This window comes from Tepidamorphus gemmatus (assembly GCF_004346195.1).
Lineage (GTDB): Bacteria > Pseudomonadota > Alphaproteobacteria > Rhizobiales > Tepidamorphaceae > Tepidamorphus > Tepidamorphus gemmatus.
Genome location: NZ_SMAK01000002.1, coordinates 241,179 through 259,393 on the forward strand (window position 1 = coordinate 241,179; position 18,215 = coordinate 259,393).

General features: G+C 66.9%; 19 protein-coding genes. 14 read left to right on the forward strand and 5 right to left on the reverse strand.

Annotation, left to right across the window (positions count from 1 at the left end; genetic code table 11):
- Positions 1–96 precede the first annotated feature (96 nt).
- Positions 97–1,020: a DMT family transporter gene (locus tag EDC22_RS03995; protein WP_132805316.1), complete on the forward strand. Its 924-nt coding sequence runs from the start codon at positions 97–99 to the stop codon at positions 1,018–1,020.
- Here the strand turns inward: EDC22_RS03995 and rpe are convergent.
- Positions 1,017–1,685, reverse strand: coding sequence for a ribulose-phosphate 3-epimerase (gene rpe, locus EDC22_RS04000; protein WP_132805317.1), 669 nt, complete (start codon positions 1,683–1,685; stop codon positions 1,017–1,019). The genes EDC22_RS03995 and rpe overlap by 4 nt on opposite strands.
- Positions 1,686–1,876: 191 nt before the next feature.
- Between rpe and EDC22_RS04005 the strand changes: the two genes are divergently transcribed.
- Positions 1,877–2,182 (forward strand): hypothetical protein, encoded by a 306-nt coding sequence (locus tag EDC22_RS04005; protein WP_132805318.1) that lies wholly within the window; start codon positions 1,877–1,879, stop codon positions 2,180–2,182.
- On the opposite strand, the gene dctP is transcribed toward EDC22_RS04005, so the two are convergent.
- The 3 genes from dctP to EDC22_RS04020 are packed head-to-tail and all read right to left on the reverse strand — an operon-like array spanning position 2,174 to position 4,951.
- Entirely contained in the window at positions 2,174–3,217 is a 1,044-nt protein-coding gene (dctP, locus tag EDC22_RS04010; RefSeq protein WP_132805319.1) for a TRAP transporter substrate-binding protein DctP, read from the reverse strand. The genes EDC22_RS04005 and dctP overlap by 9 nt on opposite strands.
- A 53-nt stretch (positions 3,218–3,270) precedes the next feature.
- Positions 3,271–4,086, reverse strand: coding sequence for a metal ABC transporter permease (locus EDC22_RS04015; protein WP_132805320.1), 816 nt, complete (start codon positions 4,084–4,086; stop codon positions 3,271–3,273).
- A complete protein-coding gene (locus EDC22_RS04020) occupies positions 4,076–4,951 on the reverse strand; it encodes an ATP-binding cassette domain-containing protein (protein WP_132805321.1) in 876 nt (291 codons plus the stop codon). The genes EDC22_RS04015 and EDC22_RS04020 overlap by 11 nt, the downstream gene beginning before the upstream one ends.
- A gap of 107 nt (positions 4,952–5,058) precedes the next feature.
- Here EDC22_RS04020 and EDC22_RS04025 point away from each other — a divergent pair, with 107 nt between their 5' ends.
- The 12 genes from EDC22_RS04025 (at position 5,059) to EDC22_RS04080 (ending at position 16,813) form a co-directional block, all read left to right on the forward strand.
- Complete coding sequence (locus EDC22_RS04025; RefSeq protein WP_132805322.1) at positions 5,059–6,078, forward strand: zinc ABC transporter substrate-binding protein; 1,020 nt, start codon at positions 5,059–5,061, stop codon at positions 6,076–6,078.
- Between the two features lie 66 nt (positions 6,079–6,144).
- Positions 6,145–7,113 carry a LysR substrate-binding domain-containing protein gene (locus tag EDC22_RS04030; protein ID WP_132805323.1) on the forward strand — a complete coding sequence of 323 codons (969 nt, stop codon included), beginning with the start codon at positions 6,145–6,147 and terminating at the stop codon, positions 7,111–7,113.
- A 116-nt stretch (positions 7,114–7,229) separates the two neighbouring features.
- Entirely contained in the window at positions 7,230–7,688 is a 459-nt protein-coding gene (locus tag EDC22_RS04035) for a RidA family protein (RefSeq protein ID WP_132805324.1), read from the forward strand.
- Entirely contained in the window at positions 7,685–8,239 is a 555-nt protein-coding gene (locus EDC22_RS04040; protein ID WP_132805325.1) for a 3-hydroxyanthranilate 3,4-dioxygenase, read from the forward strand. The genes EDC22_RS04035 and EDC22_RS04040 overlap by 4 nt, the downstream gene beginning before the upstream one ends.
- Positions 8,240–8,407: 168 nt before the next feature.
- On the forward strand, positions 8,408–9,445 hold the full coding sequence (locus EDC22_RS04045) for an amidohydrolase family protein (protein ID WP_132805326.1): 1,038 nt from the start codon (positions 8,408–8,410) through the stop codon (positions 9,443–9,445).
- A 73-nt stretch (positions 9,446–9,518) separates the two neighbouring features.
- Positions 9,519–10,694, forward strand: a complete 1,176-nt coding sequence (locus EDC22_RS04050) for an ABC transporter substrate-binding protein (protein WP_132805327.1) — start codon at positions 9,519–9,521, stop codon at positions 10,692–10,694.
- An 85-nt stretch (positions 10,695–10,779) separates the two neighbouring features.
- A complete protein-coding gene (locus EDC22_RS04055) occupies positions 10,780–11,697 on the forward strand; it encodes a branched-chain amino acid ABC transporter permease (protein WP_132805328.1) in 918 nt (305 codons plus the stop codon).
- 1 nt (position 11,698) lies between these two features.
- Positions 11,699–12,709, forward strand: coding sequence for a branched-chain amino acid ABC transporter permease (locus tag EDC22_RS04060; protein WP_132805329.1), 1,011 nt, complete (start codon positions 11,699–11,701; stop codon positions 12,707–12,709).
- Positions 12,705–13,457, forward strand: coding sequence for an ABC transporter ATP-binding protein (locus tag EDC22_RS04065; protein WP_207903704.1), 753 nt, complete (start codon positions 12,705–12,707; stop codon positions 13,455–13,457). Before EDC22_RS04060 ends, EDC22_RS04065 begins: the two co-directional genes overlap by 5 nt.
- Positions 13,457–14,158, forward strand: a complete 702-nt coding sequence (locus EDC22_RS04070) for an ABC transporter ATP-binding protein (protein ID WP_132805331.1) — start codon at positions 13,457–13,459, stop codon at positions 14,156–14,158. Before EDC22_RS04065 ends, EDC22_RS04070 begins: the two co-directional genes overlap by 1 nt.
- 26 nt (positions 14,159–14,184) lie before the next feature.
- Positions 14,185–15,024, forward strand: a complete 840-nt coding sequence (locus tag EDC22_RS04075) for an alpha/beta hydrolase (RefSeq protein ID WP_132805332.1) — start codon at positions 14,185–14,187, stop codon at positions 15,022–15,024.
- 118 nt (positions 15,025–15,142) lie between these two features.
- Complete coding sequence (locus tag EDC22_RS04080) at positions 15,143–16,813, forward strand: formate--tetrahydrofolate ligase (protein ID WP_132805333.1); 1,671 nt, start codon at positions 15,143–15,145, stop codon at positions 16,811–16,813.
- A 174-nt stretch (positions 16,814–16,987) separates the two neighbouring features.
- On the opposite strand, the gene EDC22_RS04085 is transcribed toward EDC22_RS04080, so the two are convergent.
- Positions 16,988–18,196, reverse strand: a complete 1,209-nt coding sequence (locus EDC22_RS04085; protein WP_132805334.1) for a glycosyltransferase family 4 protein — start codon at positions 18,194–18,196, stop codon at positions 16,988–16,990.
- Between the last annotated feature and the right edge of the window lie 19 nt (positions 18,197–18,215).

The following is an 18,215-nucleotide window of genomic DNA, read 5'->3' on the forward strand; positions in this document are numbered from 1 at the left end:
CCATCATGAGCGGTTCGGGCTGACCCGTGCCGCGAGGGTGGCCCACACTGGCGGCCGAACCGTGCCAGCAAGCCATGCTCCAACCGGGATACCTTCGTGTCGGACCGCGCCCGTGCCTATCTCGTTCTCGTCCTTATGCCGATGTTCTTCTCAACCAACATCGTCATCGGGCGCGCGGCGGTTGCCACGGTCGAGCCGTGGACGCTGGCCTTCTGGCGCTGGGTACTGGCGAGCCTGATCCTGCTGCCCTTCGCCTGGCGGGGCATACGCCTGCACCGGGCGGCGCTGCTTGAGCAATGGCGGCTGATTGCCCTCCTCGGTTTCCTCGGCATGGTCGTCTGTGGCGGTGGAGTCTATCTGTCGCTGACGTCGACTACGGCGACCAACGGCACGTTGATCTATACCTCCTCGCCGGTGTTCGTGCTCCTGCTCGAGGCAATCTTTCGCGGCCAGAAGATCGTGCTGCGTCAGGTCGTCGGCATCGTGCTCGCGGTGCTGGGCGTTGTGATGATCGTGCTGCGCGGCGAGCTTGCCCGCCTGCTGGCGCTCGAGCTCAACATAGGCGATCTCGGAATCGCGCTCGCCGCCTTTGCCTGGGCCGTCTATTCCGTGATTCTCAAGCGGCCGGTATTCCGGACGCTGCCGACGGTGCCGCTGTTCTTTGCGATCTCGTCGGCAGGGGCGCTGATGCTCCTGCCCTTCATGGCATACGAACTCGTCGGCACTGGCCGGCTGCCGACCTCCGCCGCTGCGTGGACGAGCATTCTCGGCCTCGCCGTACTGTCATCCGTCCTGCCGTTCCTGGCCTACCAGTACGGCGTCAAGATCGTCGGGCCGTCAATCACCTCGGTATTCCTCTACTTCCTCCCGGTCTATGGCGTTTCGTTCGCAGCGATCTTTCTCGGCGAGTCATTCCACGCCTATCACGCGGCCGGCTTCATCCTGGTGATGGCCGGTGTGGTGCTCGCCACCGCCCCTCTCGACGCGATCAGGGCGCGCCGGACATCCACCGCGGGCTAACCGGCCGCAGCGGCGCGGCGGATGGCCTCGATATTGGCCCGGTAGCTGGCGATTCCCTGCCCGCGCAGGACAGCCGACCCCGCAACGAGCACGTCGGCGCCGGCTGCCACGACCGCTCCGGCGGTCTCCGGCGACACACCGCCATCGACCTCGAGGCGGATGTCGCGATCGCCGATCATCTCGCGGATCCGCCGGATCTTGGGCAGCATCGCGGGCAGGAACGACTGGCCGCCGAAGCCGGGATTGACGGTCATCACCAGTACCAGGTCGACCGAGTCGATCACATAGTCGAGCGCGCTTTCGTGGGTGGCGGGATTGAGCGACACTCCTGCCCGGCAGCCGAGATCGCGGATTGCACGCAGCGAGCGCTCGAGGTGCGGACCGGCCTCGGCGTGGATCGTGATGATGTCGGCACCGGCGTCGGCGAAGGCGGCCAGATAGGGATCGACCGGGGCGATCATCAGATGAACGTCCAGCGTGCGGTCGGTGACTGGCCGCAGCGCCTTGACCGCGAGTGGACCGAAGGTGATGTTCGGTACGAAGTGCCCGTCCATCACGTCGACGTGGATCCAGTCGGCGCCGGCCGCGACGAGGTCGCGGACCTCCTCGCCCAGCCGGGCGAAATCGGCGGTCAGGATCGAGGGGGCGATGAGCGGCGCTGGCATGGGAACTCCTTGGCGGGTGGTCCCGGTTAGACCCTCTGCCCGGTCGGGAATCAAGCGCCATCGGCAATTTGCGCTCGGCCGATTCCAGCGGTTATCCACCGGTTCTGCACAGGTCTGGCAAACAGGCGTTGCGTAAGCCGGCAACCAATGTCCAAATTTGCGGCGCGGTGAGCTTGGATGGAACCCTTCAGATGTCGCGCGACGCGGCCGGCCCCGTCGGCATACCCTGGTATCGGCGACGCGATTACGAACGCATCCTGGCGATCATGACGGATGCCGGGCATATGCCGCGGTCCTACGACAGATGGCGCTACAAGGCCGAGACCCTGGAACAGAGGCTCCGGGAGAACGGTCTCCAGGCCGTCCGCGCGGTCATCGATCCCAGGGACTTCGCGCGCTGGTGCGCAGCCAATCGTTTCAAGGCCAATGCTCAGGCGCGCCTGCTCTATGTCGATCAGGGACGCCGGGACGGATCCGGACAGGGTGCATCAGTCTGAGCCCGTGTTGGGCGTAGCCGAGGCTTCGACCAGTCCCAGACGCTCAAGGAAGGCGCGATGGCTGGCGGCCACCGCGGCAGCATCGGCTGAACGGGTTGCCCACGCGTCGAACACCGACAGCGAGAGCCGACGCAACCGTTCGCGCGAGGCTTTCGACATCTCCAGGAGGACGGCGCCGCGACGAGCAACCTCGCTGCGGGCGGCAACCTCCGCAGCCCGGAACCCCTGCCGCTGGCGGACGGCGAACTCGGCCGCCTTGCGCTCGAACAGATCGCGCGCGGCAGGCGACAGGCGCTCCCAGGTCGAGGCCGAGACGGTCAGGTCGAGGAGCGGCATGGAATGCCCCGCCCGCACCGCGAACCGACCCTCGCGATACAGGCCGGCAGCAAGATTGGCGGCGAGCGTCGACCAGTCGGCGCCGTCGATGCGCCCGGCCTCGAGCGCCTGCACGGTGTCGCGGCCGCCGAGCTGGACGAGTGTGACGCCGGCGCGATCGAGCAGATCGCCGACAGGACCGCGCGAAGCCCTGATCCGGCGGCCGGCGAGATCGGCCAGAATGCTGGCCGGACGGATCATCACCAGCCACTCCTCCGGCCAGTGGACGAAGGTCACCAGGCGGGCGCCGTGCCGGGCATAGATCTCGCGCCCGAGCTCCAGGCCGCCGCCCTCGCTGATCCAGCGGTCGCGCGTGTCGGCATCGGGATAGAGCGCCAGCGTGTCGCCGAGGAGAGCGAATGCCGGGTCTCTCGCTGCGAAATAGGCCGGCGAGGCATAATGTCCGTCGAGAAGGCCGGATGCCATCGCATCGAATGTCTGGTCGGGCGCCGCCAGGCGCGCCGGGGCGACGATCTCGATGTCGATTTCGCTGCCAGATGCCGCGCGAAGATCGTCGGCGAATGCCTTGAGGCCAGTCATGGCGACCGAGTCGGGCCCGTCGAAGACCTGGATACGCAGAGGCTCGCAGTGCAGGCTGGTGGCCGCGGCTGTACAGCCCGCCAGAACCAGACCCATGATGCGCAGGCGACGCGAGACCATCGGCGGCTCCAGATGTACGGGAGAACCGTCCTTGCCCGCCACGGCGGTCCGGGTCAACCGGCCGCGCGGCGGCGCAGACCGTCGCGCAGGCCGGCGGCTACGAGCGAGATCAGGAACAGGGCGAACGCCGCGGTCACGATGGAGGGACCGGCCGGCGTGTCGGCGATCCACGAGGCATTCAGCCCCGCAACGACCGCCAGAACCCCGATCGCCGCGGCGCCGACCGCCATGCGCTCCGGCGTCGCGGCGAACGCCCGGCTGGCAGCGGCCGGAATGATCAGCAGCGATGTGACCAGCAGGATCCCGACGATCTTCATGGCAATCGCGACGACCACGGCGAGCAGCACGACATAGACAATCTCGACGAAGCCGACATTGACGCCCTCCGCACGTGCGAGATCCCGATCGACTGTGGCCGCCACCAGCGGCCGCCAGACGGCCGTCAGCACCGCAAGCACGGCCACGGCTCCGATGCCGATCGTGTAAACATCGGCGGGTCCGACCGCCAGGACGTCTCCGAACAGGTAGCCCATGAGGTCGATCCTGACCCAGGTCATAAAACCGATAACGACGAGGCCGATCGATAGTGCCGCATGCGAGAGGATGCCGAGCAGCGTATCGGCCGCGACCCTGACAGCACGCAACAGTCCAACGAGCAGGAGTGCGACGAGGAGCGTCACCGCAAAGACGCCGGCCGTCGGACCAGCGCCGAGCGCAATGCCGAGCGCGACGCCGAGCAGCGCAGCATGAGCAGTGGTGTCGCCGAAATAGGCCATGCGTCGCCAGACGATGAAGCACCCGAGCGGACAGGCGACCAGCGCGACGCCGATGCCGGCGAGCATCGCGCGCAGGAAGAAGTCATCCAGCATCAAGCCGCTCCCTTGCCGGTCGGTCAGGTGCCGCCGCGCGATCGCCGGCCGAAGTCGGACCGTCGTCGGCGTGGCGGCCGTCATGGTCGTGGTGGTGATGGCGGTGCCGATCAGCCTCGATCACGGCGCCGGACGGATCGTGGCGATGATCGTGGCTGTGCGGATAGACCGCCAGCGCGTCAGCAGCCCCCGGTCCGAACATCCGCAGATATTCGGGGTTGCGCGAGACGTCGCGCGGCACGCCGGTACAGCACACGTGACCGGCAAGACAGAGCACGCGGTCGGTCGCGCGCATGACGACGTGGAGATCGTGGCTGACCATCAGCACACCGCAGCCGAGGCTGTCGCGCAGCCCGGCGATCAGCTGGTAGAGATCGAGCTGACCGGAGAAGTCGACACTCTGCACCGGTTCGTCGAGGACGAGCAGGTCCGGAGAGCCGAGCAACGCCCGTGCGATCAGTACGCGCTGCATCTCCCCCCCCGACAGCACCTGTACCGGCCTTCCGGTCAGGTGGTCTACCCCGGTCCGGGCGAGCGCGGCCGAGACGGCTTCCGGGCTGGCGCGGCGGACCAGCGTCATCAGGCGCGACACGGTGAGCGGCATGGTCCGGTCGATGGCGAGACGTTGCGGCACATAACCGATCCGCAGGCCCGGCCGCCGCTCAACGCTACCGGCATTGATTCGCTCGATACCGATGAGAGCCTTGATGAGGGTCGTCTTGCCGCCGCCATTGGGACCGACGATCGAAACGATCTCGCCCGTGCCGACCTCCAGATCGACGCCACGGACGAGCCAACGGGAATCCCGCCTGACGCCGAGATTCCGGCAGGCGACGAGCGGGCCATGTGGCAGGGGGCTGTTCATGCGGAGTTGCGCGGACACCGGGCGGCCGGACTGGATCATGGGTTGTTATACAGTAACATATGCAATACTATAACATCATCCCGTGCTGGCCGCATCCGGAGTTTCACATGCCCCGTCGACACGCCCGATTGATCCTTCCTGCCTTGCTGATCGCCGCCTTGGCGCCGGCAGCAAATGCCGATGGGCCTGAGGTCGTTGCCTCGATCAAGCCGGTGCACTCGCTCGTCGCCGCGGTGATGGGCGACCTCGGCAAACCCTCCCTGCTCGTCGCCGGGGCCGATTCGCCCCACACCTACGCCATGAAACCGTCGGAGGCAGCCGCCCTGTCGCGCGCCTCGATCGTGTTCTGGATCGGAGAGGAACTGGAAACGTTTCTGGCCCAGCCGATCGCCAATCTCGGGGCCAACGCGCGAAGTGTCGCGCTGATCGAGAGCCCTGGCCTGACCGTTATGACGTATGACGACGCCGACGGCGACGAGGCGGGGCACCACGACCACGGCGGGCACGGCCACAGCCACGGGCATGACCATGACGACGACCATGCGCACGAGCATGACGAGGGACACGCCCACGGCGATGCGGTGCATTCGGACCATCGTCACGAGGGGGCGGATCCGCATGTGTGGCTCGACCCGCGCAATGCGATCGCGATGGTCCGGCGCATTGCCGCGACGCTCGCCGAGGCGGATCCGGAACATGCAGACAGCTACCATGCCAACGCGGAGGCGCTGATCGAGCGCCTGCACGAGCTCGAACACGACATTGCGGCGCGGCTGTCGCCCTATCGGGACGTCCCCTATCTGACGATGCATGAGGCCTTCCGGTACTTCGACGCCCGGTTCGGCCTGAATGGCCAGGGTGCGATCACCGTGAACCCGGAGCAACAGCCGAGCGCGCGGCGTCTCGGCGAGCTGCGCGCGACGATCGGCCGGTTCGAGCGGCTCTGCATCTTCGCCGAACCGCAGTTCCCGCCGAGGCTCGTCGATGTCATCGTGGAAGGAACGGCGGCTCGGACCGGCACGCTCGATCCCCTGGGGGCCGAGCTCGAACCGGGACCTGACCTCTATTTCGAGCTGCTTCGACTGAACAGCAACAGTTTCGCCGAGTGCTTTGCCGCGACGATGTAGCGGCAGAACTTCCGACAGGCGAAAACATGATTGCGAACCCATGCTGACGCAATTAAAGAGCGAGGCATGGGTGCATCCTCCCGTGACCTCGCCAGCCGGATCTCGCTTCGCCAGCTCCGCGTGATCGCTGCCATCGCCGATCACGGGTCGATACGGCTCGCAGCCCAGAGTCTCAATGTCACGCAACCGACCGCGACAAAGGCACTGAAGGAGGCCGAACAGGTTCTCGGGGCGGCCTTGTTCACGCGCACCAACCGGGGCGTCGTGCCGACGGCCATCGGCGAGGCGGTGTGCCGGCGCGCCCGTCTGGTGCTGGCAGAGCTGCGCCACGCCGCCGAGGAAGTCAGCGATCTCAAGGAAGGACGCGGCGGGCGCGTTTGTGTCGGCTCGCTGCTGGCCGCATCGGCCCGGCTCCTGCCCGAGGCAATCGCGCGGTTGCGGCGGACCCGGCCAGGAGTTTCGGTGCAGGTGGTCGAGGGCACCAACGACGTGCTGATGCCTGCATTGCGGATCGGCCAGCTCGATCTGGTCGTCGGACGACTGTCGGAATTCCGGGAGCGCACGGCGCTGCGTCAGGAGATTCTCTATGACGAGATCACCTGCCTCACGGTCCGGCCCGGGCATCCGATCCTCGGCCGACCGGACCTGACGCTGAAGGATACGCTCGCGTGGGACTTCATCCTGCCACGGCCGGAAACGACCCTGCGCCGGCAGCTCGAGAAGGCCTTTCACGACGAGGGTCTGGAGCCCCCGGCAGCCCGTATCGAATCCGTCTCCGTGCTGACCAACCGCCACCTCGCCATGGAGACCGACGCGATCTCCGTCTGGCCGCATCAGGTCGTTCGCCGCGACCTGCTCGACGGGCGGCTGGTGCGGCTCCCGCTGCAGCTGTGGCAGGCGTCCGGGCCAGTTGGCGTCAGCCTGCGCGCGACCGGGCCGACCAGTCCCGCCGCGGCCGCGATGCTGGATGAGCTGCGGGCGGTCGCCGCCGCGATCCGGGAGGAACGGCGTGGTGACGTGATATTCATGGAATGAATATCCAGATCGAGTAAATTCACTGTTCCGGCATATCGGTCGGTGTCATCCTTTCGCTCGGTCGGCCCTGTCGGACGAGTGCCGGCGGCCGCCCAGCGCAGATATCGGCAACGGTCATGAGCGAGGCATCCGCCGGACGTCTGATACCTGGCAAACCCCGGCCCCGCGGCCGCTATCCGCATGTCAAGCGGGCCGGTGATTTCCTGTTCGTCTCGGGAACCACCGCCCGGCGGCCCGACAATTCCATTGCGGGCGCCGAGGAGGACGAGATGGGCACCCGCCGGCTCGACATCCGCGTACAGACACGTGCGGTGATCGAGAACATCCGCGACATCCTCGCCGCCGAGGGGGCCGGGCTCGAGGACATCGTCGAGATCACCGCCTATTTGGTCAGCATGAACGACTTCGGCGGCTTCAACGAAGCCTACGCCGAGTATTTCGACTATTCGGGCCCGTCGCGGGCGACGGTTGCCGTCCACCAGCTCGCCCATCCCAACCTGCTGGTCGAGCTCAAGGCTACAGCCTACAAGCCGCGCCCGCATCCCGCCCCACCTGCCACGAGGGACGAGCCATGAACGTGCATCCCGCGCTGAAACCCTTCAATTTCCAAGCCTGGATCCGGGAGAACGAGCATCTGCTGAAGCCGCCGGTCGGCAACAAGCACCTGTTCGACAACAAGACCAACATGATCGTGATGATCGTCGGCGGGCCGAACCGCCGGACCGACTTCCACGATGACCCGGTCGAGGAGTTCTTCTACCAGCTCAAGGGGGACATGATCCTGAAGGTCGCCGAGGGCGGGCGGATCTATGACGTGCCGATCCGCGAGGGCGAGGTGTTCATGCTGCCCGCGCATTTCCGCCATTCGCCGCAGCGTCCGCAGACCGGGTCGATCGGCCTCGTGGTGGAAAGCCCCCGCACTCCCGACATGAAGGACGGCTTCGAGTGGTACTGCTTCGCGTGCGGCGCGCTCGTCCACCGCGTCGAGGTCGAGGTCAAGGACATCGTCAAGGACCTGCCGCCGCTCTACGAGGCCTTCTACGCCGACGAGGCGGCACGCACCTGCCCGAACTGCGGCGCGATCCATCCCGGCAAGACGCCGCCCGAGGGCTGGGCGGAGATCTGACGTGGTGGTCGCCGCTTCGCCACTCCCTCATCGCGGAGGGCACTGTCGCGCCCCGGGCTCGGGAGGGAGCGAGCGACAAAGCCGCCACGATCCCGGCCCGTCGTTGTGAGATGGCCGGGATGACGCAGTCGCAGGTCCGCTACCGGTGCAGTCACGACAGGCCACCCCATGACCGTCATTGACATGCACAGCCACTTCTTGCCGCGGGAGTGGCCCGATCTGGCCGAGCGGTTCGGCACGCCGGACTGGCCGTGGATAAAACATCTGGGCGACGGCCGCGCGATGGTGATGGTCGGCGACCGCGAGTTCCGCCCGGTGTATTCGGCCTGCTGGGACGCCGACAAGCGGATCGAAGAGATGGATCGCGATGGCATCGACCTGCAGATCTTCTGCGCCACGCCGGTGCTGTTCGGCTACATGCGCAAGCCGCAGGAGGCCGCCGACTGCGCGCGGATGTTCAACGATGCCGCGCTCGAACTCGTCGCCTGCGCGCCGCGGCGGCTGGCCGCCCTGGCGCAGGTGCCGCTGCAGGATACCGACCTCGCCTGCCGCGAGGTCGAGCGGGCGATCGACGACGGGCATCTCGGCGTCCAGATCGGCAACCATGTCGGCGACCGCGATCTCGACGACGAGGGCCTGATCACCTTCCTCAGCCATTGCGCGGCGATCGGTGCGCCGGTGCTGGTGCATCCCTGGGACATGTTCGGCGGCCAGCGGATGTCGCGCTGGATGCTGCAATGGCTGGTAGCGATGCCGGCCGAGACACAGCTGTCGATTCTGTCGCTGATCCTGTCGGGGGCCTTCGAGCGGCTGCCGCGCTCACTCAAACTGTGCTTCGTGCATGGCGGCGGAAGCTTCGCCTATCTGCTGGGGCGCGCCGACAACGCCTGGCATCATCGCGATCTGGTGCGCAAGGACTGTCCAAGGCCACCGTCGGCCTATCTCGACCGCTTCTTCGTGGATTCGGCCGTCTTCGACCCGCGCTCGCTCAAGCTGCTGGTCGACGTGATGGGCGCGGACCGGATAATGTTCGGCACCGACTATCCCTTCCCGCTCGGCGAGCAGTCCATGGGCAGGCTGGTGCGGACCGCGGAGGGACTGACCACGGAGGATCGGCGCAAGATACTCGGCTTGAATGCGGCAGCGTTCTTCGGAATCGAGGCCACCGCAACAATTGACAGCGGTGCCCGAACCGCGACAGTTTAAGCCTAAAATAAAATCGGCGTCGGCGCGCAGCCGTCGCCAGGGGTACAGCATAAGACCAATGGGAGCATGCAAGATGGCAGTACGACTCTCGCTCGCCGCGATCGGCTTCGGAGTGGCCGTCGCCACCGCGCCGGCAATGGCCGATCCGGTCAAGATCGGCATGATCACCACCCTGTCCGGCCCTGCGGGCTATCTCGGCGAGGACGTTCGCGATGGCTTCCTGCTGGCGATGGACGAGGAGGGCGGCAAGCTCGGCGGTGCGGACGTCTCGCTGATCGTCGAGGACGATGGCCTGAAGCCGGAGACCGCCCAGCAGATCGCCGACCGCATGATCAAGCGCGATGGTGTCGAGCTGATAACCGGCGTCATCTTCTCCAATATCGCGCCGGTTGTCGCGCCGATGGCGCTCGGGGCGGGCCTGTTCTACGTGTCGCCGAACGCGGCGCCGTCAACCTTTGCCGGCGAGAAGTGCCACGAGGACTATTTCGTCATCTCCTGGCAGAACGACAACCTGCACGAGGCCGCCGGCATCGCTGCGGAAAAGGCGGGCAAGAAGTCGGCCGTCGTGCTCGCTCCCAACTATCAGGCTGGCAAGGATGCCATCGCCGGCTTCAAGCGCTACTTCAAGGGCCAGATCGTCGACGAGATCTATACCCAGCTTGGCCAGACCGATTATGCTGCCGAGATCGCCAAGATCCGTGCCGCCAACCCGGAGATGGTGTTCTACTTCCTGCCCGGCGGCATGGGGATCAACTTCATGAAGCAGTATGACCAGGCAGGCCTCAAGGACTCCATCCCGCTGATCGTCTCGGCGCCGAGCCTCGAGCAACGCATCATGGAGGCGGTCGGCGACGGCTCGATCGGGGTCGCGACCTCGAGCCACTGGAACATCGACCTCGACAACGCCGTGAACAAGCGCTTCGTCGAGGGCTTCCGGGCAAAGTATGGCCGCGAACCCACGCCGTATGCCGCGCAGGGCTACGACACCGCCAAGGCGATCGCCGCGGGCCTCAAGGCCTCGGGCGGCAAGATCAAGGCCGACAAGGACGCTTTCCGGGCGGGCATCAAGGCCGGCGACTTCGAGTCGACCCGCGGCGACTTCAAGTTCGGCAAGAACAACCATCCGATCAACACCTGGTACTCGATCAAGGTCGAGAAGGGCGATGACGGCAAGCTCCACCTGGTGACCACCGGCGTGATCGCCGAGGATCTGGTCGATGCCTATGCCGATCAGTGCGCGATGAACTGACCGACGCTCCGAGGCGCGCGGGCGGCCCGTGGCGGCCGTCCGCGTCCGGTCGAGACGGGGACGTTCCGGGGGGAGACGCCGACCCATGCTGCTGTTCATCGAGCAGACCCTCAACGGGTTGCAACTCGGCATCTTCCTGTTCCTCGTCGCGGCGGGGTTGACCCTCATCTTCGGCATCATGGGCGTCATCAATCTCGCCCACGGATCGCTGTTCATGATTGGCGCCTATGTCGCGGCGACGGTCACGCGGATGACGGGGTCATTCGCCCTCGGCCTCCTGGCCGCGCTGCCCGCAACCGCTCTGGCGGGCATCCTGATCGAGGTGATCGTCATCCGCCGGCTCTATCCGCGCGATCATCTCGACCAGGTGCTGGCGACATTCGGGCTGATCCTGTTCATCAACGAGGCGGTCACGATGGTCTGGGGGCGCACTCCCCTGTTCCTGAATGTTCCGCCGGCTCTGAGCGGTTCGATCGAGATCATTCCCGGCGTCCCCTACCCGGTCTACCGGATCGCGATCATCGTCGCCGGCGTTCTGGTGGCGCTCCTGATGTGGCTGATCATCGCGCGGACCCGGATCGGAATGCTGATCCGCGCAGGATCGACGAACCGGGAGATGGTCGGCGCGCTCGGCGTCGACATCGCCCTGCTCTACACCGCCCTGTTCGCGGCCGGTGCCGTCTTCGCGGGGTTCGCGGGCGCGATGGCCGGTCCGCTCGTATCCGTTCAGGTCGGCATGGGCGAACAGATCCTCATCCTCGCCTTCGTGGTGATCGTCATCGGCGGCATCGGGTCGATCCGCGGCGCGCTGGTCGGCGCGGTGCTGGTCGGCGTTGTCGATACCCTGGGCCGCGCCTTCGTGCCCGACATGCTGAAGCTGTTCATGCCCCCGGCCGAAGCGGACGGGGTGGGTGCAGGGCTTGCCTCGATGATGGTCTACCTGCTGATGGCCGTCGTGCTGGTGATGCGGCCGAGCGGGCTGTTTCCCGTGGCGGTGCGCTGACATGCCGGCGTCCTGGGAACGGCCGTTGCTGATCGGGGGCCTCATCCTGCTGATCGCCTTCCCGTTCCTCGCCGAGGCGACGGGCAACGCCTACATGACCTCGACGCTGACCCGAATCCTGATCCTGGCGATCGCCGCCGTCAGCCTGGATCTGATCCTCGGCTATTGCGGTCTGGTCAGTTTCGGCCATGCCGCATATCTCGGCGTCGGCGCCTATGTGGTCGCGATCCTGTCCTTTCACGCCTATGACGGATCGGACCTGTTGGGCCTGCCGGGCACCACCTACGCGCCGTTGGTCTGGCCGCTCGCGATCCTCGTCTCGGCCTTGGCCGCTCTCGCCATCGGCGCCCTGTCGCTGCGAACGTCAGGCGTCTACTTCATCATGATCACGCTGGCCTTTGCGCAGATGCTGTTCTTCCTGTTCGTGTCCCTGCAGCGATATGGCGGCGACGATGGGCTGTTCATGTTCGCGGGCCGCAGCGAATTGCCCGGGATCGGTATCGACGACGATCGCACCTTCTATTTCGTGGCGCTGGCCGCGCTGACGGGATTCGTGCTGCTGTGCCGGGCAATCGTCGCCTCGCGTTTCGGGCGGGTGCTGCAGGGTATCCGACAGAACGAGCGGCGGATGGTGATGCTCGGCTTTCCGGTTTACCGCTACAAGCTCGTCGCCTTCGTCATTGCCGGGGCCGGCGCGGGCCTGGCCGGCGCGCTGCTCGCCAATCACACCCGCTTCGTATCGCCGGACATGCTCCACTGGACCAAATCCGGCGACATCCTGATCATGGTGATCCTCGGCGGCATCGGCACGCTGACCGGCCCGATCCTCGGTGCCGGCGCGTTTCTTGCCATCGAGGAGTTCCTGCCGGTCGTGTTCGGCGACATGGGCTTCGAACTGCTCAAGGATCATTGGCGCGTGGTGTTTGGGCCGATGCTGATCGTGTTCGTCCTGTTCGCCCGGCGCGGCATCTACGGCATGCTGTTTCCCCGGAGGAACGGCGATGGCCATTGAGGCGCCGCTGCTGAAGGTGGAGGCCCTTTGCAAGTCGTTCGGCGCGTTGCGGGCGACCGACGGGCTCGACCTCGAGGTCACGGAGGGCGAGATCCACGCCCTGATCGGGCCCAATGGCGCCGGGAAGACGACGCTCATCAATCAGCTGTCGGGGGAAATGACTCCCGACTCCGGGCGCATCCTGTTCGACGGCATGGACATAACCGCCGTGCCAGGCTACCGGCGGCCGCATCTGGGGCTGGTTCGATCGTTCCAGATCACTTCGATCTTCCCGGATTTCTCGGTTCTGGCCAATGTCGCGCTGGCCGCACAGTCGCGTACCGGCCACAGCTTCCATTTCTTCCGGCCGGTGGCGCGCGATGCCTCGCTCAATGTCGAGGCGCTGGCGGCACTCGAGACCGTCCGGCTCGCGGATCAGGCCGACCGGCCGGCGCGGGCCCTGTCACACGGCCAGCAGCGGCGTCTCGAGCTCGCCATGGCGATGGCCCTGAAGCCCCGCCTGGTGCTGCTCGACGAGCCGATGGCGGGAATGGGGCCCGACGAGAGCGCCTTCGTGATCGAGGTACTGTCCGGCCTGCGCGGCAAGGTCACGATGCTGCTGATCGAGCACGACATGGACGCCGTGTTCGCGCTCGCGGACCGCGTGACGGTACTGGTCTACGGCCGGGCGATCGCCAGCGGCCGCCCCGCAGAGATCCGGGCCGATCCTGCAGTGCGCGAGGCCTATCTCGGCGAGGAGGCTGCGTGATGCTGCGCCTGTCCGGCGTCGAGACCTTCTACGGCCACAGCCAGGTGCTGTTCGGCGTCGATCTCGAACTCGGCGTCGGCGAGGTGGTGACGCTGATGGGGCGCAACGGGATGGGCAAGACCACCACGGTACGCTCGATCCTCGGGCTGACGCCGCCGCGTCGTGGCCGCGTCGTCTTCGAGGGGACCGATGTTGCCGGCTGGAAGTCCTACCGCATCGGTCGGCTCGGCATCGGCCTGGTGCCGGAGGGACGGCAGATCTTTCCCACCCTCAGCGTGCGCGAGAACCTGGTCGCGACCGCCGCGAATCGGTCCCGGCGGCCGGACCCGTGGACGCTCGACCGCGTCTTCGGTCTGTTCCCGCGGCTTGGTGAGCGGCAGTCGCAGCGCGGTTCGTCGCTGTCGGGTGGCGAGCAGCAGATGCTGGCGATCGGGCGTGCGCTGATGACCAATCCGAGGCTCTTGATCCTTGACGAGGCGACGGAGGGTCTGGCGCCGCTGATCCGCGAGGAGATCTGGAGCGTGATCGAGCGCCTGAAGCGCGATGGCCAGTCGATCCTGCTCATCGACAAGAACCTGTCGGCGCTGAAACGCATCGCCGACCGGCATTTCATCATGGAGAAGGGCCGCGTGGTCTGGTCCGGGACGACGGCCGACCTCGACGCCGATCCTCACGTCGCCCACCGCTATCTGGGAGTCTGACAGCTGTGACGGCGATCTATCGAGGCATGGACCGCGCCACCCTCGACCGCGAGTACGCCCCGCGCAACACGGTGGCCTCGCTCGATCCCTATCTGGAGCGCTATGCGGCGCAGTCGGCCGAGATGCGCGCGACGCTGCCCTGCCATCTCGATGTCGCATACGGTCCGAGCGAGCCCGAGGTAATGGACATCTTCCCCGCCGGTGTCGGCGCGCCGGTCTTCGTCTACATCCATGGCGGCTACTGGCGGGTTCTCACAAAGGACGAATCCTCCTTCATGGCGCGATGCTTCACCGAGTCGGGCGTCGCGCTGGCCGCCCTCTCCTACGCGCTCGCGCCGGGCGCCAGCCTCGACGAGATCGTGCGAGAATGCCGCGCCGCAATTGCCTGGCTCCACCGCAACGGCGACGAGTTCGGGATCGACCCGGACCGCATCTTCGTGGGCGGCCACTCTGCCGGCGCCCACCTGACGGGAATGCTGGTGTCTGGCGGCTGGCACGAGGCATTCGGCGTGCCCGAGAATGTCATCAAGGGCGGCATCGCGGTCAGCGGCCTCTACGACCTCGAACCGGTGCGTCTCGGCGAACCCAACGTCTGGTTGCGGCTCGATGTCGAGGCCGCGGCGCGCAACAGCCCCATGCTGCATCTGCCGGAGAATGGCTGTCCGCTCATCGTCGCCTGGGGCGACGCCGAGACCTCCGAGTTTAAGCGCCAGAGCCGCGACTACGCTGCGGCCTGGGCGGCACGCGGCTTTCCCGTGAACGCCTTCGAGGTCCCCGGCCGCAACCACTACGACGTCATCCTCGATCTCGCAGATCCTTCGCGCCGCCTTGCCGCCGACTCCCTTGCGATGATCTCCGGCGGCTGATGGCGGCAGCGCCGTTGGCGCAATTTGAGGCCGTCGAGGTCGCGTCCGCACCGGCCGACACGCCCCGAGGTGGTGCACAGTCCGCGCCGGAACGGATCAGGGTCGTGAGGGGGAGCCCATGAAGACCGATATCGAGATCGCCCGCGCGGCACGGATGGAGCCGATCGTCGACATCGCCGCGCGGATCGGCATACCGGGCGCCGCAGTGCTGCAGTACGGGCCCTGGAAGGCAAAGATTACGCCGGACTACATCCGAAGCCTGGCCGACCGGCCCGACGGCCACCTGATCCTGGTCACGGCGATGACACCGACCCCCGCGGGCGAGGGCAAGACGACGACGACGGTCGGTCTCGGTGATGGCCTCAACCGCATTGGCCGCAAGGCGATGATCTGCCTGCGTGAGCCTTCGCTCGGCCCCTGCTTCGGCATGAAGGGTGGCGCGGCTGGCGGCGGCTATGCCCAGGTGGTGCCGATGGAGGACATCAACCTGCACTTCACCGGCGACTTCCATGCGATAACGGCCGCCCACAACCTGCTGTCGGCGATGGTCGACAATCACGTCTACTGGGGCAACGAGCTCGGCCTCGATGTCCGACGGATCACCTGGCGGCGGGTGATGGACATGAATGACCGCGCACTGCGCGAGATCGTCTGTTCGCTGGGCGGCGTTGCCAACGGCTTTCCGCGCGAGGCCGGATTCGACATCACCGTGGCCTCCGAGGTGATGGCGATCCTGTGCTTGGCCGTGGACCTGGACGATCTGGAGCGTCGCCTCGGCAACATCGTCGTCGGCTACACGCGGGACAGGAAGGCCGTCACCGCCGCCGATATCGGCGCGGCAGGCGCCATGGCCGTGCTGCTCAAGGACGCGCTGATGCCGAACCTGGTGCAGACGCTCGAGAACAACCCGGCCTTCGTGCATGGCGGGCCCTTTGCCAACATCGCGCACGGCTGCAATACCGTGCTGGCGACGCGTACCGCTCTCAAGCTGGCCGACTACGTGGTGACGGAGGCGGGCTTCGGGGCTGATCTCGGCGCGGAGAAGTTCTTCGACATAAAGTGCCGCAAGGCCGGGCTGAAGCCGGCTGCCGCGGTCATCGTCGCGACCATCCGCGCCCTGAAGATGCACGGCGGGATCAGGAAGGAGGATCTCGCCAGGGAGAATGTCGAGGCGGTCAGGAGCGGGCTCGCCAATCTCGGCCGGCATGTCCGGAACGTCGGCCGTTTCGGTGTCCCGGCCGTCGTCGCCGTCAACACCTTCTCCTCCGACACGCCGGCCGAGTTCGCGGCGGTGCAGGAATTCTGTGCCGAGCTCGGCGTGGAGGCGATCCGCTGCACCCATTGGGCCGACGGCAGCAAGGGCACGGAGGAACTGGCACGCAAGGTCGTGTCGCTGGCGGAATCGGGGATGTCGCAGTTCCGCCCACTCTACGACGACGAGCTGCCGCTTTGGGAGAAGGTGCGGACCATTGCGCGCTCGATCTACGGCGCCGAGGACATCGTCGCGGATGCCGCCATTCGCGACCAGTTCCGTGCCCTCGACGCGCAGGGCTATGGACACTTCCCCGTCTGCATGGCCAAGACACAGTACTCCTTTTCGACGGATCCCAATCTGAAGGGCGCGCCGAGCGGACATGTCGTCGGCATCCGAGAAGTCAGACTGTCGGCTGGCGCTGAATTCGTCGTGGTGATCACTGGCGAGATCATGACCATGCCGGGCCTGCCACGAATCCCCGCGGCGACCTCGATACGGCTGGACGAGCACGGACAGGTGGTCGGCCTGTTCTGATGCTTCCCTGCCCCGTCGGGGGGCGTCGCGCCGGTCCCGTCGGACCGCTAGCCGGCGGTGGTGGCTGGTGCCATCGCCGCAGACGCACCCGCCGGTTCTCCACAATGGCGTGATGGATTGCGACGAAACGGAGAGAGAGGGCGCGCCACCGATGGCATGATACGATGATCCGCTCTAATCGGTCACAAACGAGTCGATCAGCTGCGCCCAGCGCTCGCAGGCCTGGGCGCGCCCGAAGTCGCGCTCGGCGAGTGCGGTAATCCGCTCTGACGCCGTCGCGTCGCCGCCGAACCGGTCGCGAACCTGACGGATCGCGGCAGCAATGGCGGCCGCGTCGCCCATCACCGCGATGCCTGCACCGCTGCCTTCGAGATAGCGCGCGAGGGCACTCTCCGGCTCGACGACCGCGAGCACCGGCAGGCCTGCGGCGAGATAGGTCATCAGCTTGCTCGGATAGGACACCCGGTACATGCCAGGTACCAGCGAGACGATCCCGAGGTTGGCCGAACGGATGTGCCGGAACGCCTCGTCCGACGGCAGCCAGTCTGTGAACGTCACGGTTGTGAGACCGCGCTCCACCGCCAGTCTGCGCAGCCCAGCGGCCGCGACCCCGGTGCCGATGAACTCCAGCGAGATGCCCTCCTGCGCCGGAATGAGCGCCATCGCCTCGACGAGCGTATCAAGCCCCTGGAACCGGCCGAGATTGCCGGAGAAGACCATCCGGAAGCCGGTCCGGGGTGCGGGCCGGGCCGGCGGCGGCGTGGCCGTGCCGAGTTCCGACTGGACGAAGTTGTTGAGGACATGGAACGCCACCGCCCCGTTGCCGCCGCGGTCGGCAATCGTCTGCATCATGTCGTCGGACAGGACGACCACGGCGGACGACAGGCGGCAGGTCAGCGAATCGATGGCGGCCAGGAAGCGGAGGATGCCGCGCCGCACCGCGCCCGGCGGGCGTCGGGAGGAGATCGCCAGCACCTCGGGGTAGACGTCCTGTACGTGGTAGAGGAACCGGGCCCCGGCCGCCTTTGCGGCAATGTAGCCGGTCAGGCCGTTGACCACGGGCGGCAGCGTGTTGGTCCACACCAGGTCAAAGCGGTGGCGCGCCGCGTAGGACAGCCACGACATGAGGAACAGGGCGGCATTGATGTGGCGGACCGGGCCGCCGCGCCGTTCCCGCAACAGCGGCGCGCGGATGATGCGCACGCCGCCCTTGAACTCGCGCTTCGGCAGCGTCGGCATGGTACGGCCATGGTAGGAGGGCTGGGCGGTGTAGACAAAGACGCGGTGGCCACGCGCGGCGAGGTGTTCGGCGAGCGTGCGCAGCATCGAGCCGAGCGGTGTGGTGTCCGGCCAGTAATGCCGATAGATGATCAGGATCTTCAACGGCAGCCCCCTTCCCGCC